General features: G+C 41.6%; 17 protein-coding genes, 2 tRNA genes and 1 rRNA gene. 6 read left to right on the top strand and 14 right to left on the bottom strand.

Features of this window, described 5'->3' with window-relative positions:
* Positions 1-84 precede the first annotated feature (84 nt).
* The gene (locus FIU87_RS01785; RefSeq protein WP_152442998.1) at positions 85-285 is read left to right on the top strand and encodes a YdiK family protein; all 201 of its coding nucleotides are present in this window, start codon (positions 85-87) and stop codon (positions 283-285) included.
* Between the two features lie 24 nt (positions 286-309).
* On the opposite strand, the gene tatC is transcribed toward FIU87_RS01785, so the two are convergent.
* From tatC to FIU87_RS01770, 3 genes are read right to left on the bottom strand one after another with little or no spacing between them, the layout of a single operon-like run.
* Positions 310-1,065, bottom strand: a complete 756-nt coding sequence (gene tatC, locus FIU87_RS01780; RefSeq protein ID WP_152442997.1) for a twin-arginine translocase subunit TatC — start codon at positions 1,063-1,065, stop codon at positions 310-312.
* 17 nt (positions 1,066-1,082) lie between these two features.
* Positions 1,083-1,262, bottom strand: coding sequence for a twin-arginine translocase TatA/TatE family subunit (locus FIU87_RS01775; RefSeq protein WP_152442996.1), 180 nt, complete (start codon positions 1,260-1,262; stop codon positions 1,083-1,085).
* A gap of 40 nt (positions 1,263-1,302) precedes the next feature.
* On the bottom strand, positions 1,303-1,941 hold the full coding sequence (locus FIU87_RS01770) for a redox-sensing transcriptional repressor Rex (protein ID WP_152442995.1): 639 nt from the start codon (positions 1,939-1,941) through the stop codon (positions 1,303-1,305).
* A gap of 350 nt (positions 1,942-2,291) precedes the next feature.
* On the opposite strand from FIU87_RS01770, the gene FIU87_RS01765 reads away from it, so the two are divergent.
* Both FIU87_RS01765 and FIU87_RS20855 read left to right on the top strand, forming a co-directional pair.
* Positions 2,292-4,238: an ABC-F family ATP-binding cassette domain-containing protein gene (locus FIU87_RS01765; protein WP_152446372.1), complete on the top strand. Its 1,947-nt coding sequence runs from the start codon at positions 2,292-2,294 to the stop codon at positions 4,236-4,238.
* A gap of 9 nt (positions 4,239-4,247) precedes the next feature.
* The gene (locus FIU87_RS20855) at positions 4,248-4,421 is read left to right on the top strand and encodes a hypothetical protein (protein WP_172970912.1); all 174 of its coding nucleotides are present in this window, start codon (positions 4,248-4,250) and stop codon (positions 4,419-4,421) included.
* A gap of 45 nt (positions 4,422-4,466) precedes the next feature.
* Here the strand turns inward: FIU87_RS20855 and FIU87_RS01760 are convergent, their stop codons facing one another.
* The 8 genes from FIU87_RS01760 to thiL form a co-directional block, all read right to left on the bottom strand.
* Positions 4,467-5,168 (bottom strand): hypothetical protein, encoded by a 702-nt coding sequence (locus FIU87_RS01760; RefSeq protein WP_152442994.1) that lies wholly within the window; start codon positions 5,166-5,168, stop codon positions 4,467-4,469.
* Positions 5,161-6,042, bottom strand: coding sequence for an ABC transporter ATP-binding protein (locus tag FIU87_RS01755; RefSeq protein ID WP_152442993.1), 882 nt, complete (start codon positions 6,040-6,042; stop codon positions 5,161-5,163). Before FIU87_RS01755 ends, FIU87_RS01760 begins: the two co-directional genes overlap by 8 nt.
* The gene (locus FIU87_RS01750; protein WP_152442992.1) at positions 6,039-6,407 is read right to left on the bottom strand and encodes a GntR family transcriptional regulator; all 369 of its coding nucleotides are present in this window, start codon (positions 6,405-6,407) and stop codon (positions 6,039-6,041) included. Before FIU87_RS01750 ends, FIU87_RS01755 begins: the two co-directional genes overlap by 4 nt.
* A gap of 647 nt (positions 6,408-7,054) precedes the next feature.
* Positions 7,055-8,080 (bottom strand): tRNA (adenosine(37)-N6)-threonylcarbamoyltransferase complex transferase subunit TsaD, encoded by a 1,026-nt coding sequence (gene tsaD, locus FIU87_RS01745; RefSeq protein WP_172970911.1) that lies wholly within the window; start codon positions 8,078-8,080, stop codon positions 7,055-7,057.
* Positions 8,077-8,526 (bottom strand): ribosomal protein S18-alanine N-acetyltransferase, encoded by a 450-nt coding sequence (gene rimI / locus FIU87_RS01740; protein ID WP_152442991.1) that lies wholly within the window; start codon positions 8,524-8,526, stop codon positions 8,077-8,079. The genes tsaD and rimI overlap by 4 nt, the downstream gene beginning before the upstream one ends.
* A gap of 9 nt (positions 8,527-8,535) precedes the next feature.
* On the bottom strand, positions 8,536-9,231 hold the full coding sequence (gene tsaB, locus FIU87_RS01735) for a tRNA (adenosine(37)-N6)-threonylcarbamoyltransferase complex dimerization subunit type 1 TsaB (protein ID WP_152442990.1): 696 nt from the start codon (positions 9,229-9,231) through the stop codon (positions 8,536-8,538).
* Positions 9,228-9,683: a tRNA (adenosine(37)-N6)-threonylcarbamoyltransferase complex ATPase subunit type 1 TsaE gene (tsaE, locus tag FIU87_RS01730; RefSeq protein ID WP_152442989.1), complete on the bottom strand. Its 456-nt coding sequence runs from the start codon at positions 9,681-9,683 to the stop codon at positions 9,228-9,230. Before tsaE ends, tsaB begins: the two co-directional genes overlap by 4 nt.
* 12 nt (positions 9,684-9,695) lie before the next feature.
* Entirely contained in the window at positions 9,696-10,667 is a 972-nt protein-coding gene (gene thiL, locus FIU87_RS01725; protein WP_152442988.1) for a thiamine-phosphate kinase, read from the bottom strand.
* Between the two features lie 141 nt (positions 10,668-10,808).
* Between thiL and FIU87_RS01720 the strand changes: the two genes are divergently transcribed.
* The 3 genes from FIU87_RS01720 (at position 10,809) to FIU87_RS01710 (ending at position 13,132) form a co-directional block, all read left to right on the top strand.
* Positions 10,809-11,126 carry a DUF3243 domain-containing protein gene (locus FIU87_RS01720; protein ID WP_152442987.1) on the top strand — a complete coding sequence of 106 codons (318 nt, stop codon included), beginning with the start codon at positions 10,809-10,811 and terminating at the stop codon, positions 11,124-11,126.
* 335 nt (positions 11,127-11,461) lie between these two features.
* On the top strand, positions 11,462-12,385 hold the full coding sequence (locus FIU87_RS01715; protein WP_152442986.1) for a DUF2268 domain-containing putative Zn-dependent protease: 924 nt from the start codon (positions 11,462-11,464) through the stop codon (positions 12,383-12,385).
* Between the two features lie 117 nt (positions 12,386-12,502).
* Complete coding sequence (locus FIU87_RS01710; RefSeq protein ID WP_152442985.1) at positions 12,503-13,132, top strand: YdcF family protein; 630 nt, start codon at positions 12,503-12,505, stop codon at positions 13,130-13,132.
* A gap of 76 nt (positions 13,133-13,208) precedes the next feature.
* On the opposite strand, the gene FIU87_RS01705 is transcribed toward FIU87_RS01710, so the two are convergent.
* The 3 genes from FIU87_RS01705 to rrf form a co-directional block, all read right to left on the bottom strand.
* Positions 13,209-13,284, bottom strand: a tRNA-Asp gene (locus FIU87_RS01705).
* A 4-nt stretch (positions 13,285-13,288) separates the two neighbouring features.
* Positions 13,289-13,365: transfer RNA gene (locus FIU87_RS01700), tRNA-Met, on the bottom strand.
* Positions 13,366-13,401: 36 nt separating this feature from the next.
* Positions 13,402-13,518, bottom strand: a 5S ribosomal RNA gene (gene rrf / locus FIU87_RS01695).
* Positions 13,519-13,538 lie beyond the last annotated feature (20 nt).

The following is a 13,538-nucleotide window of genomic DNA, read 5'->3' as shown; positions in this document are numbered from 1 at the left end:
AAAAAGTCTTAAAGCCGACTTTTTCTTTGTTAGATGCAACAATCTCTGAGAAAAGAGCTTTTTTAAGACTTGGAGGATTATTTGATGAAAATTACACCGTTACGCATGGTTTTCTTTTATTCGATCATGGGGTCCTTGTTTTTGTACCTCGCGATTGCCTCATTAGGGGAAAGCATTTGGGAGTGGCACACGATTTTGTTAATGCTGATTGCCACGTTTGATTTTGGAGTGGCGATCCGCTCATACTTGCTTCATAAAAAAATAAAAGAGATCCAAAGAAAATAGGCTCACACCTCTTAGGGTGCGAGCCTATTTTTGATTTAATTCCTGTTCCATTAATGCTTCTGCTTTCTTTGCTTTTCGGTAAGCCGTACGCGAGATGACGATGCTTATTTCATATAGAACAAAGAGCGGGACTGTGACCATCAGATGAGAGATTAATTCTGGTGGTGTAATCAGTCCGCCAATGACCAATAGAGCGAAATAAGCGAATTTACGGATTCGTACGAGCAAGTCAGGTGTGATCAGGCCAAGTCTTGTTAAGAACATCACAATGACTGGCATTTGAAACAGCAGCCCAAATGGAAGGGTGAGCTGAAACAAGAATTGAAAGTATTCATTAATTCCAATAACCTGATTAATGTCTAAGCGGTCTGCCAGTCTTCCCATAAAGTCGACAACAAATGGAAAGAGGATAAAGTATGAAAAAGCTAGTCCACTTATAAACAGGATGATGGAAATAGGGATATAACTTAAGGTTACACGGCGCTCTTTTTCGTATAGTCCTGGACTGATGAAGCTCCAGAGCTGAAAAAGGGTCACCGGAAACGTGATGATAAAGGCGATGATAAAGGCAAATTGCATGAAGATTTTGATGGGATCTGTCATGCGAAAGGCATTCATCGTCAGCTCTTTCGCTTCGTTGGTGTTTTGTAAGTATACGATAATCGGTTCGGCGAGTAAGAAGCCACCGATGGCCGACACGAAAAAGAAGGATACCACCAGGATGATTCTTTTTCGAAGCTCACCTATATGGTCATAAACCGACATTTCTCTATCTGGCATATATGTTCATCCTTACATTACTTCGTTTCTTCTTTTTTCTCTTTATCGTCGTCATCGGCCAATCCTTTTGTCGCGTTCTTGAATTCACGCAACGTATTCCCGGCAGCTTTCCCTAGCTGTGGTAACTTGCTTGGTCCGAAGATTAATAGTGCTACAAATACAATAAGTAAGAGGCTTCCCATTCCTAATGAACCCATTTTTGACACCTCCTCGAAATATTCTTATTCTACAACTTTTTTACTCGCTTGGATAGTGCTTGAGAAAATATACCAATGATTGGAGTTCCACCGCTAAATCGATGTGATGGATGCGAATGTTTTCCGGTACATTGATACGTGCTGGTGTAAAGTTCAGTATGCCCTTTACGCCCTTTTTTACAAGTCTATCCGCAATAGGCTGCGCAACAGGAGCCGGAACCGTCAAGATGGCTACCGTCACATTGTCTGGCAAGTGTACTTCCATATCGTCTAAATGATAAACAGGGACCCCACCGATCTCCGAGCCGATTTTGGACTCGTCCACATCGAAGGCCGTCACTATTTTCGTATTATTGTTTTTCATAAAATTATAATGTAGGAAGGCGGTTCCTAAATTACCTACACCTATTAGAGTAACATATGTTAATTCGTCTTGGTCGAGCGTTTTCCTGAAAAAAGTTAACAAATATTGAACATTATAGCCATAGCCTTTTTTTCCAAGAGCGCCAAAATAACTGAAGTCTCTGCGGATGGTTGCCGAATCGACCTTTACTGCTTCACTAAGCTCTGCCGAGGAAACTCGTTGTTTTCCTGAAGCATGCAAATTTTGAATAAAACGGTAATAAAGAGGCAGTCTTTTTGCTGTTGCCTGTGGTATTTTCCATTGTTCGTTATTCATATTACTCCCCCATTTGTACGACACGTTTGCTCTTAATTCTATTCTATCACGTTACGAAAACGATTACATTTCTATCTTTTTAGACTTTGTTAAAAGTGATTATACTTTTATATGAAGTTTCTAGTTGTTGATTGTAGCAAAGGCGGAGACTCCTGCGGGAATGAAGGGATTGACAGGAGACCCCACAGGGCGATAGCCCGAGGAGGTTCCTGCATCGCCCCGCGGACGCGGAGTCATTTGCAGAAATCAACAACGTAGTTTGAACAGAGCCTTTTCATAAAAACCCCAATATCTTGATGTTAACTAAGAAGAAGGATAAACTTATCTTAGAATTGCTTGAGGTGAAAAGGATGATTATTTTACAAGTAAATCAGCTATCGAAATATTTCGGTGCTGACCTTATTTTATCGAATATAAAACTAGAAGTACAATCGAAAGATAGAATTGCCTTGGTTGGACGCAATGGGGCCGGTAAATCTACTCTACTTAAAATCATATCCAATCAGCTTTCCTTTGATTCAGGGGAGCTTATTAAACCAAAAGGAGTCTCCATTGGCTATTTAGCTCAGGATACGGGCTTGCAGACGGAGCGCTCGATTTGGGATGAAATGCTGACGGTGTTTACGGAGCTTCGTGAGCTTGAAGGCAAGATGCGCGAGCTTGAGGCAAATATGGGGGACCCTGCTTATTTTGATGATCAGGCCCGCTATGTACGTGTGCTGAAGGAGTATGACGAGGTGCAGGAGTCCTTTAAGCAGCGTGGGGGCTTTCAATATGAAGCAGACATCCGCTCTGTTTTGCATGGGTTACGTTTTTCAGAATTTGATTATGACACGCCGATTGAGACATTGAGTGGTGGGCAGCGCACTCGTCTTGCGCTTGCAAAGCTTCTATTAACAAAGCCAGATCTGTTGATTTTGGATGAGCCAACCAACCACCTTGACATCGACACGCTTTCTTGGCTCGAAAGCTACCTGCAGGGCTACCCAGGTGCGTTGCTGATTGTTTCGCATGATCGCTACTTCTTGGACAAAGTGGTGACAACCGTTTATGAGATTTCTAGAAAAAAATCAACGAAATTCATCGGAAACTATAGCAAGTATTTAGAGCTAAAAGCAGAGCAGTATGAACGGGATATGAAGTCCTTTGAAAAGCAGCAGGATGAGATTGCGAAGCTGCAGGATTTTGTGGCCCGTAATTTAGCGAGAGCTTCCACCACGAAAAGGGCCCAAAGCCGCCGAAAGCAGCTCGAAAAGATGGAAGTTATGGAGCGTCCAAAAGGAGACGAAAAATCCGCTTCGATTATGTTTGATATTGATAGACAAAGTGGAAATGATGTTTTAAAAATAAAAGATTTAGCTGTTTCTTATGATGCGACCCCTATTTTTCGACATGTGGCGATGAGCCTATCACGCGGGGATAGTGTCGCACTTGTTGGTCCGAACGGAATTGGAAAGTCGACCTTATTAAAAACACTTGTCGGGAAGTTAAAGCCACTTGCTGGCGAGTATGGTTTTGGTGCCAATGTGAGCATCAGTTATTATGACCAGCAGCAAGCAGACCTGACCTCCAATAAAACCGTGCTAGCAGAGCTTTGGGATCAATATCCAAACAAGGTGGAAAAAGAAATCCGTACCGTGCTCGGTAACTTTCTTTTTTCAGGAGATGATGTGTTAAAGCCAGTGTCCACTTTGAGCGGTGGGGAAAAGGCACGGCTTGCGCTGTCGAAATTGATGATGGAGCGCTCCAATGTGCTCATACTGGATGAGCCTACCAACCATTTGGATTTAGACAGCAAAGAAATTTTAGAAAACGCCTTAATTGATTTTCCTGGTACGATTCTATTTGTCTCGCATGATCGTTATTTTATTAACCGTCTTGCAACCAAGGTCTATGAATTAAGTACAGATGGAGCCAATGAATATTTAGGCGACTATGATTATTATGTCGAAAAGAAAGAAGAAGCCGAGGAGCTTGCGCGATTGGAGACAGAAGCCGCTAGCGCAAAGGCGAATCCTTCAAAGGCTGTTGCCTCTTCTGACACGAAGGAAAAGCTTAGCTATGAGCAGGAAAAAGAATTGAAGAAACAAGAACGCCAACGCCAGCGCCGAGTAGAAGAAATAGAAAAAGCGATGGAAGAGCTAGAAAAGAAGATGGAGTATAACGAAAGCCAGTTATGCTTACCCGAAGTGTATCAAGACCATGAACAGGTGCTAGCTTTAAATACCGAAAACGAAGAGCTTCAGGAAAAGCTTCTCTCCTTCATGGAGGAATGGGAAGCACTTGTTTCAGAATAGGAGAACAGTATGAACCGTCCATTTGCGATCATCCTACTAGTTGTCATTATCATCAACACCATCCGATACATTAGCTATCTCATAACAGGACCCATCCAAGCCTACTACTTCGTTATGCTCAGCATCAACCTTGCTGGCCTAGGATTGGGTATCTATTATTTGTTTTTCCAAAAAAGGAAATAAGACAGGGGGACGGTTCTGGTTTTCATAGAACCGTCCCCTTGGCTTTTATCGTGTTGCACTAGGTAATGTGGAAGCATTTCGAAGCATGCCCCAGTTTGGCAGGTAGGAAAAAAGTGCTATTGTGAGGATAGCAAAGAAGTTCACTCCAGCTTTCACACCTTCCATGTTTACGATAAAGTCCATAATGGCAGCCCTAGTGTAAGGAACAAAGAAAAGAATTGCTAATAAAGCTAATGTGCTCAAACCTCCAACAAGCCCGAGACGGTAAAAAGTGCTCCCAATTACAAATCCGATGGAAAGGAACAAAAAACAAATAACACTGTCCACCAATATCTGGTTATACCACGTTTGAGCAAGCGTTGTGCCTTCCACTGTATGAAAGGTTAAAAACTTATCTGCTGAAACAATTGTTGTTAATCCCTTAAAAAGAGCTTGAATCACTGTATTCATAACCGAAAACACAACCGCAACCATCGCACTAAAAGTCAACACGCTAATCGTATACTGACTCCTGGTTGCCCCGAGTTTAATACAATATGGGAAGGTTTCTTTCGTTGTGATAAATCCAGTAATCGCACAAAAAATATATATCGCCAAGCTTGGCGTAAATACCATCATTGTATCAAAGGAAAGCACAATTAGAAACGAAGCACTCATACTCAAAAGTAAGATGGACCAAAACACCTTAAAGGAAAATCTCATATCAACTGTAAGATAATATATTATTGCCTGCATATCCTTAAGCATATTTCTTCCCTCCAATATTCTCTTCCTCTGTCATGTATACCATCAGCTGCTGAATGGAGCTTCGATCTGCATCAAGGTGTAGGTTTTCCGCTTGCTCCCTTGTAACTCCTTCTCCAAAAACCGTGGCCGTTTTCCTTCCTGCAAGAACAGACTCATGTAGCACACGCTTTCCTTTTATAAACTCATCCACTATGTCTCGTTTTCCTGAGACAGTTAGGCTTGAACTCACTAATTTTTCTGCAGATTCATGAAATAGAACCTCTCCATTATTCAATAGAATAACTTCTTCAAATAGATTGCTTACCTCATCTATTAAGTGGGTGGATAAGATAAAAGTCCGTGGATATTCTTGGTACTGCTCTAAAAGTATTTCATAAAATTTGTAGCGTGCTGCAGCATCTAAGCCAATGTATGGTTCATCAAAAATAGTAATCTTTGCTCTGCTAGCAAGGCCAATAATAATGCCAAGCGAGGATTCCATTCCTTTAGATAGTCCTTTTGTTTTTAGCTTTGGGTCTAAGTTGAAGGTGTGAAGTAGCTCCTCCGCTAGCTCCCACGACCAATTAGGATAAAATAATGAAGCGACTTTTAGGATGTCTTTCACACGTAAGCGTTTGATAAAGTTATTGGATTCATTAACGAGGCAAATTTCTTTGGTGAGGTTTCTATTGTTGAAGGGATTTTGTCCGTTTATTAGTATGTCTCCTTTTGTTGGCAGCGTGTGCCCAGCCAAAAGCTGCATTAGGGTTGTCTTTCCCGCCCCGTTTCTTCCAAGCAATCCATAGATTTTATTCTCCTCTAGTGTAGTTGTTAGACTATTAATCGCCACTTTGCTTCCATAGCTTTTAGTGACATTTTTTATTTCTACTCTCATTCCCTTTCCCCCTTGTGGATAAGTGTTGCTAACTCTTTTTCGCTAATGCCAAGTTTCTGTGCTTCCTTTTTTAGTGGAATTATAAAGTCTGTGAAAAAAGCGTTTTTTCGTTTAGCGAGGATAATATTTTTCGCTCCATCAGCAACAAACATGCCAACCCCTCTTTTCTTAAATAAAATTTCTTGATCCACGAGTTGATTGATACCCTTCGCTGCAGTTGCCGGGTTTATGTGATAATATTTTGCAAATTCATTGGTAGATGGGACCCTCTCGCCTTCTAACATGCTTCCTTCTAAGATTCCACTTTCTATCAGCTCTGCTACCTGCTGAAAAATGGGTATATCACTTTTTAAATCAATATCCATACTACTCACCCGCCTTACTACGATCTTAATTGGTTTGTTGGTTAATTACTTATGTAACTAACTATATAACCTTTTTGATATAACGTCAAGATAAAGTATGGAAAAATTTTTCATTCTTACTTACCCACAGACTTTTACACATATCCACCCCTATTTTTATAGTTATCAAGAGGTTTATCCCCACTATCCACAGTTTTCTCAAAAGTTATCCCCAAAATCTATTCACATATGTCGCCTTTATTTTTCAACAAACTAAAAATCTTACCCACAGGTTTTCCACAGTCATGTGGATAAACTCCAAGAACAAAAGCGCAATGCGCCCGTTTTGCGACGTACAAACTTTGTCTAGTTGCAGCGGCTAGCTCCTCGAGTCATAAGCCCTCTTTCCTCCGGAGCCTCCTACAGAAAGCTGTCTTATGCTTGTCGGAGCTAAACGAGCCGCTTCACTTTTCGTGGCACTGAGCCGTATGAGATAAAGAAAACACGAAGAGCGTTAGCTTTTTCGTGTTGCCTTATCGTAAGGAGGCGAGGGAAGTTTGCTAGTCGCTGGCGCATGGAGCTGGACGCTGCTACTTTTGTTCCAGATATCCACAGACATATTTTTTATAATTTCCTAAACAACAAAAAAACCTTTTAACTGATCGTTATCAGCTAAAAGGCTTTTCAATATCTAATCCTGGATTGGCATTCAGGTCCATTCCAGAGCGTTTTCCTAAGCGGTACAGGACACTTCCTGCAGCTGCTATCATCGCCGCATTGTCTGTGCACAACGAGAGCGGAGGAATGATCAACTGTTTCCCCTCTTTATCCACAGCCGTCTGAAGCGCACCTCTAAGTCCCTTATTAGCGGCTACTCCACCTGCTAACAAGACCTGGTTCACTCCGTATTCTTTCATGGCCCGAATTGTTTTTCCGACAAGCACGTCTATTACACTCTCCTGAAAGCTTGCTGCTAAATCCTCAGGGATAATTTCTTCTCCCTTTTGCTTTGCATTGTGAAGCGTGTTAATTACCGCTGATTTTAGTCCTGAAAAGCTAAAATCATAGGAGTCTTCTTCTAGCCATGCGCGAGGAAGTTTAATAGAAGGTGTCCCCTCTTGTGCCATCCGGTCAATATGTGGACCTCCAGGATAAGGAAGCTGAAGCGTACGGGCCACTTTATCGTAAGCCTCACCCACAGCATCATCCCTCGTTTCGCCTATTACTTCAAAGGAACCATGCTCTTTCATATAAACAAGCTCCGTATGCCCACCTGATACGACTAGAGAAAGCAATGGAAACTCTAAATCTGCTACAAGCTGATTGGCATAAATATGGCCTGCAATGTGATGCACGCCTACTAGCGGCTTGTCATGCGCAAATGCTAATGCTTTTGCTGCATTTACACCAATGAGGAGGGCTCCAACAAGTCCTGGCCCTTCTGTTACGGCAATTGCATCGATGTCCTCCATCGTTAGTTCGCTTTGTGATAGCGCTTCTTCTAGCACCATCGTCATTTGCTCCACATGATGTCTGGAGGCAATTTCAGGTACCACCCCACCAAAGCGTTGATGGCTTTCAATTTGCGAAGCAACAATATTTGTCACGATTTCTTTTCCGTTTTTAATAATGGCCACGGCTGTTTCATCACAGCTCGTTTCAATGCCAAGTATTAATTCATCCGTCATTTTCATATATTCACCCACATCACTAATGCGTCTTCATGGTTATCCACATAATAATTTTTTCGAATGCCTCCGTTTTGGAAGCCGTGCTTGCGATATAATGATTGCGCCACAATATTGGAAACCCGTACTTCTAGGGACACCGTTGTTGCTCCAACCATTTTACAATATTCCATCGCTTTTGCTAACAGCAAATCTCCTAACTTTCGCCCCCTGCAGTCAGGGTCGATGGCAATGTTGGTGATTTGCGCTTCTCCCATGACAATCCAAATGCCACAGTACCCGATTACTCTCTCGTTTTCCTTCATGACAAGATAATGGGCATATGGATTATTCGTCAGTTCATAGTAAAAAGCATCCTTTGTCCACGGTGTAGCAAAGGATTTCAGCTCCACCTTGTACACTCCGTCAATGTCATAGACAGACATTTTATTGATCCCGATTAACGAATTCATCCTCTTCACCTATTTTTCTTTACTTTCCAACCATTTCGCCTCTGCCTCTGCAAGTCTTGTATAGTTAGGAACAAAAGCATGCACGTCCTCTGCTTCTCTCGTTAGCCCAAGAAATGCAAGTTCCCTAGGTTTTAGCGTATTTTCACTACCATGGGCAAAATGCGCCAGTTCTCCTAGGTACTCTATGATAGTTTGCTTATGAAGGTGCACATCATTTCCCATAAATAGGACAGGCTCCTGCTTATCTTTTATAACAGCCAGCCAGTCTGTTAATAAAATATTGATATCCTCGATGTCTGTCTGAAGTTCACCATCACGATAACGATACAGTCCTGTATATACCTGACCTCGTCTTGCATCCATCAGCGAACAAATGCTACCTTGAAAATAACGCCCATTTGCAGCAACCGCTTCTAAGCTTGAAATTCCCACCAATGGCTTGTTCATGCTCCAGGCAAGCGTCTTTGCAAGCGTCACGCCTATTCTAACACCGGTATAGGATCCTGGTCCTTTTCCCACCACAATTTTATCTAGTTCTGCTGGCTTGATCTCACAATCTCTCATCAGCTGTTCGATGGCTGGCATCGCACGAAGGGAATGATTTTTTTTCAGATGGGTCACAAGCTCTCCAACTACTTTATCTTCCTCTATAATTCCAACACCCAATACATACGTTGAGGTATCAATCGCTAATACTTTTGTCATTCCACTAACTCCTTGCATATTGCTTCATAGCGTTCACCTTTTGGCGTCAGCACAAGCTTTCGTTCATCATCTCCATGATGGTAAATATAGATTTCCAGTCTTTCTTCTGGAAGAAACTCCTCGATTAAATGGGCCCACTCGACCACCGAGACACCTTCGCCTTCAAAATAATCATCAAACCCTAAATCCTCTTCACTTTCTGCCAGACGGTACACGTCCATATGATACAGTGGCAATCGCCCGTGGTATTCTTTTATGATTGTAAATGTTGGACTGTTCACATTTCTTGTCACATCCAGTCCTTTGGCAAGTCCCTTTGTAAACGTCGTTTTCCCTGCTCCAAGATCTCCTTCTAACAGTATCACTTCTCCACCATGAAGAAGTCTCCCTAACGCCTCAGACTTTGCCATGGTTTCCTCAGCAGAATGAGTCATAACCTCCACTTGCAACATCGTACCCTACTCCTAACTTCTCTTAAAATGATTAAAGCCTGATTTTTTTATTTCACTATTGCCTTCGTTCGTCTCTAAAAATAGCCTTCCGGACCCACTTTGCACTTTTCCAATGGCGGTAATCCGAATTCCTTGATTCTCACATTTTTGAACAAGCATTGGCCAATCGTTTTCTGCAATGGTCCCAACAAGCTCGAAATCCTCTCCGCCAGTCATTGCCCATTCCACGGCCTTTTCTCTATTATAATCCATTATTTCTGTGCTTAACGGTAGTATTTCCTCATTTATCACAATATCTACCCTGCTCGCTTCTGCTATTTCCAAAAGCTCACTTGATAGTCCATCACTAACATCATTTAAGGCTACTCGGTCAAATTCACTTAAGAGCCTGCCTAGAGTAACCTGTGGCTTTGGTCGCTGATGATGTGCAACTAAACAATCATCGTATTGTTTACTATGTAAAAGGATATCAAGACCCGCTGCCGCATTCCCTACTGTCCCTGAAACAAATACCACGTCTTGATGAACCGCATTGGAGCGCAGCAATCTTTTGCCTTTTTCAATTTTTCCAATCACAAACACACTTAGGACAAGCGCCTTTCCAGAAGTGGTATCTCCACCAATCAGGTCCATCTTATACTCATCTCCAAGCAGCTGCATTCCTTCATATATCTCCTGTAGCTCCGTTTGACTCCATGACGTTGGAATCGTAATGGAAACTAAATAATAAAGAGGAATTCCACCCATTGCGGCCACATCACTAATATTTGCAGCAAGTGCCTTAAAGCCTATGTCCTTGGGTGACATCGTTTTCTTGGTAAAATGAATGTCCTCTACCATCGTATCCACACAGATGACTTTTTCAAATCCATCCTCTATATCCACTATCGCAGCATCATCACCTATCCCGACAACTTTATTTTCATGAAACAGGCGCTGTGGCTGAATGGCTTTAATAAATGCAAATTCATCCGAAATAGACAAAAGGCTCTCTCCTCACTTCAGTGTGCTATCGTCTATTATAGCGAATGGGCTAACAGAATGAAAATGTTTCCCCACCATGTTTACATCCACCAAAAAAAGGATATGGACAAGAGATAGCTAATATAAAGGAGGAATCTTCTAATGGCATACACAGATCGTCAGGCAACCGAAGACAGAGTTGAACAAAAAGTTGAAAACATGGATCCAAGCAAGAAGGAGCAGATTTTAGCTGATTTTGACACCTTTAAAAGCTACTTAAGTGACAAAGTATCCACAGGTAAAAAGGTTGGCCTTGGAGAAGAGCAGCTAGCAATTGCTGCTGAGAAGGTCGGCGACTATCTTGCCAAGCATGAAGACCCACGAAACAGTGAAGAAAAGCTTTTACAAGAACTATGGAAAGTTGGCACCCAAGAAGAACGACACAAGCTCGCTCATATGCTTGTTAAGCTTGTAGATTAATAAATACTTAACTCAACCACCTTTAGGGGTGGTTTTTTTTATGAGGTTTTTATATAAATGAGTGCTTTATAGCTGTTGATTGGAGCAAAAGGCGTAGACTCTTCTCGGGAATGAATCGATTGACTGGAGAGTAGTCGTGGAGGCTCACAAATCGCTCTGCGGACGCGGAGCCGTTTTGCGGGAATCAACAGCATATTATTACTAAATGCATTGGGTAAATATTCCTAAGTAAAATTATTTATAAAAAGAAGGAATTTGTCATAATTTATAGAATATTTAAACTTGGTAGCCGATATAATTTATAGGGGGCAAATATTAACTTAGGAGGGAAAGCAATGCGTTTTACTAGTTTTTTGTTTTTTAGCATCTTGGTTTTAGCACTTGCAGGTTGTAATGGAGGAGGAGATGGAGCAGGAGCAGAAGAAGCTGCCATCGAGTTAGAATACTCCTTCGAAAATAATGGACAAGAATTTGAAATCATCCACGCATATCAATTATTTGATGATTTTTATGCAGAAGGACTTAAAGGGGAAGAAGCTAAGAATTATTATAACTCAAATATTCTTGATGGAATTGCTGATAGATGCTTTAAAGGTGGAGAATTTGAACAACAAGCAGAGTATGTATTAGCTCCGCCAAAAAATAGAATTGCTGTGCAGGACAATTTAAAAAGAATGGATTCTATAGAGATAAACAAAGCGATTAAAGATGCGTTAACGAAGTCGTCCAACGAGCTTCCTGTGGAAGGAAGCAAAACAACGGTTTGTATATTCCCAACTGACAATAATGCACCAGCAACGATTGTCACAGCAGGTGTAGGTAAAATCGTTGTTCTATTCGATAGAAACACGACAAACAATCAATTGAAAGCAACTGTTGCAAGTAAATATCACCACAGTTACTGGGTAGATAATCATTATAACGGCGAATCCTTCACCATCCTTGACCACATGGTTATGGAAGGAAAAGGGATGATGTTCCAAAAAATGATTTATCCAAAAATTGATGTAGCTCCTGTAGATGAAACATACAATAAAGATTTATGGACCCGAATTGAAGGAGATCTTGAAACAGAAGACGATAAACGAGCAAAAGAAATCCTTCTAGGCGGAAAAAATGGATTACCAAATCAGTACGGTCTAAGCGAGAGCTACAAAATGGTGAAGGCTTATGCAGATGCGAAAGGCTTATCACTTGAAGACTGGACGGCAGTAACCTCTCAAGAAATCCTTGAGGCACATAAAGCTAATTATAACTAACATATTTCTAGAAACAGGGTGAAATCAACTAGGTTTCACCCTGTTTCTATTAAATGAGAGACTGACAGATCGTTATTTATAGCATATCTTGTTAAGAGAAGGAGGTTAGATTAAAACATGAAAACTAAAATTTCTTCACTTAAACCGGCATTATTGAATGATCACCAGTATACAGACCTTTTATATAATGGCCTTGATGATGATAACCAACCGGGAGAGTGTATTTTTGTACCTGGCAGCAGCAAAGCAGTCGATTACCGACTCCCTAAAGCCCTAGAACTCTATCGTCAAGGAAGGTCTAAGAAAATTCTTTTTTCAGGTGGTGTTATCTGGGATGGAAACTTAATAACAGAGGCGGAAACACTGAAAGTAAAAGCGCTGGAAGAAGGAGTCACGGATCAAGATATCCTTACCGAAACCCAATCCCTACATACAAAAGAAAACGTACTCGCTTCCCTCCTTATCCTTGATCGCGCCATTGGGCTTCACCACATGAATAACTTGATTGTAGTGACAGCTCCCTATCATTTGAGAAGAATGCAGCTCACGTTAAAAACATATATGCCAGCTTGGATAACTTATAGTTTAGTAGCCGCCAATGACAAAACCACAAGAAAAGAAAATTGGCACCTTAATCCGTATGGGAGAAAAAGAGTAGAAACAGAAGCAGCTAAGCTTATTCACTATGTAAAAAAGGGAATTATTATGGATGATATCGTGGAAATTGCGGGCATAGGAAAGGACTAGGATTGAGGTGTTTGTGGGGGTGTAGCCAAAAAAAGACAAAAAAAATAACGAAAGCAAGTTTCGTTTTTTAAAAAAATGGCGGTCCCGACCGGGATCGAACCGGCGATCTCCTGCGTGACAGGCAGGCATGTTAACCGCTACACCACGGGACCATTTTGGTTGCGGGGACAGGATTTGAACCTGCGACCTTCGGGTTATGAGCCCGACGAGCTACCAGACTGCTCCACCCCGCGATAATAATAAATGAATCATTTCTATAAATAATGACCGCCTGGCAACGTCCTACTCTCACAGGGGGACAGCCCCCAACTACCATTGGCGCTGAAGAGCTTAACTTCCGTGTTCGGTATGGGAACGGGTGTGACCTCTTCGCTATCGCCACCAGACAATTATTATTATAATATAC

Origin of the sequence: Bacillus sp. THAF10, from assembly GCF_009363695.1 — a bacterium.
In the GTDB taxonomy this organism is placed as follows: domain Bacteria; phylum Bacillota; class Bacilli; order Bacillales; family Bacillaceae_I; genus Sutcliffiella_A.
The sequence above is the reverse complement of the archived record's forward strand: the minus strand, read 5'-3'. Positions and strand labels throughout refer to the sequence as shown.

Bases quoted from the DNA above. Each gene is read 5' to 3' on its own strand.
- FIU87_RS01720 (WP_152442987.1), top strand. From the start codon at position 10,809: ATGGCATACACAGATCGTCAGGCAACCGAAGACAGAGTTGAACAAAAA.
- FIU87_RS01775 (WP_152442996.1), bottom strand. From the start codon at position 1,262: ATGGGTTCATTAGGAATGGGAAGCCTCTTACTTATTGTATTTGTAGCA.
- FIU87_RS01760 (WP_152442994.1), bottom strand. From the start codon at position 5,168: ATGCTTAAGGATATGCAGGCAATAATATATTATCTTACAGTTGATATG.
- FIU87_RS01765 (WP_152446372.1), top strand. From the start codon at position 2,292: ATGATTATTTTACAAGTAAATCAGCTATCGAAATATTTCGGTGCTGAC.
- FIU87_RS01710 (WP_152442985.1), top strand. From the start codon at position 12,503: ATGAAAACTAAAATTTCTTCACTTAAACCGGCATTATTGAATGATCAC.
- FIU87_RS01750 (WP_152442992.1), bottom strand. From the start codon at position 6,407: ATGGATATTGATTTAAAAAGTGATATACCCATTTTTCAGCAGGTAGCA.
- tsaE (WP_152442989.1), bottom strand. From the start codon at position 9,683: ATGTTGCAAGTGGAGGTTATGACTCATTCTGCTGAGGAAACCATGGCA.
- FIU87_RS01785 (WP_152442998.1), top strand. From the start codon at position 85: ATGAAAATTACACCGTTACGCATGGTTTTCTTTTATTCGATCATGGGG.
- rimI (WP_152442991.1), bottom strand. From the start codon at position 8,526: ATGAATTCGTTAATCGGGATCAATAAAATGTCTGTCTATGACATTGAC.
- tsaD (WP_172970911.1), bottom strand. From the start codon at position 8,080: ATGAAAATGACGGATGAATTAATACTTGGCATTGAAACGAGCTGTGAT.
- FIU87_RS01755 (WP_152442993.1), bottom strand. From the start codon at position 6,042: ATGAGAGTAGAAATAAAAAATGTCACTAAAAGCTATGGAAGCAAAGTG.
- tsaB (WP_152442990.1), bottom strand. From the start codon at position 9,231: ATGACAAAAGTATTAGCGATTGATACCTCAACGTATGTATTGGGTGTT.
- FIU87_RS01770 (WP_152442995.1), bottom strand. From the start codon at position 1,941: ATGAATAACGAACAATGGAAAATACCACAGGCAACAGCAAAAAGACTG.
- FIU87_RS20855 (WP_172970912.1), top strand. From the start codon at position 4,248: ATGAACCGTCCATTTGCGATCATCCTACTAGTTGTCATTATCATCAAC.
- tatC (WP_152442997.1), bottom strand. From the start codon at position 1,065: ATGCCAGATAGAGAAATGTCGGTTTATGACCATATAGGTGAGCTTCGA.
- FIU87_RS01715 (WP_152442986.1), top strand. From the start codon at position 11,462: ATGCGTTTTACTAGTTTTTTGTTTTTTAGCATCTTGGTTTTAGCACTT.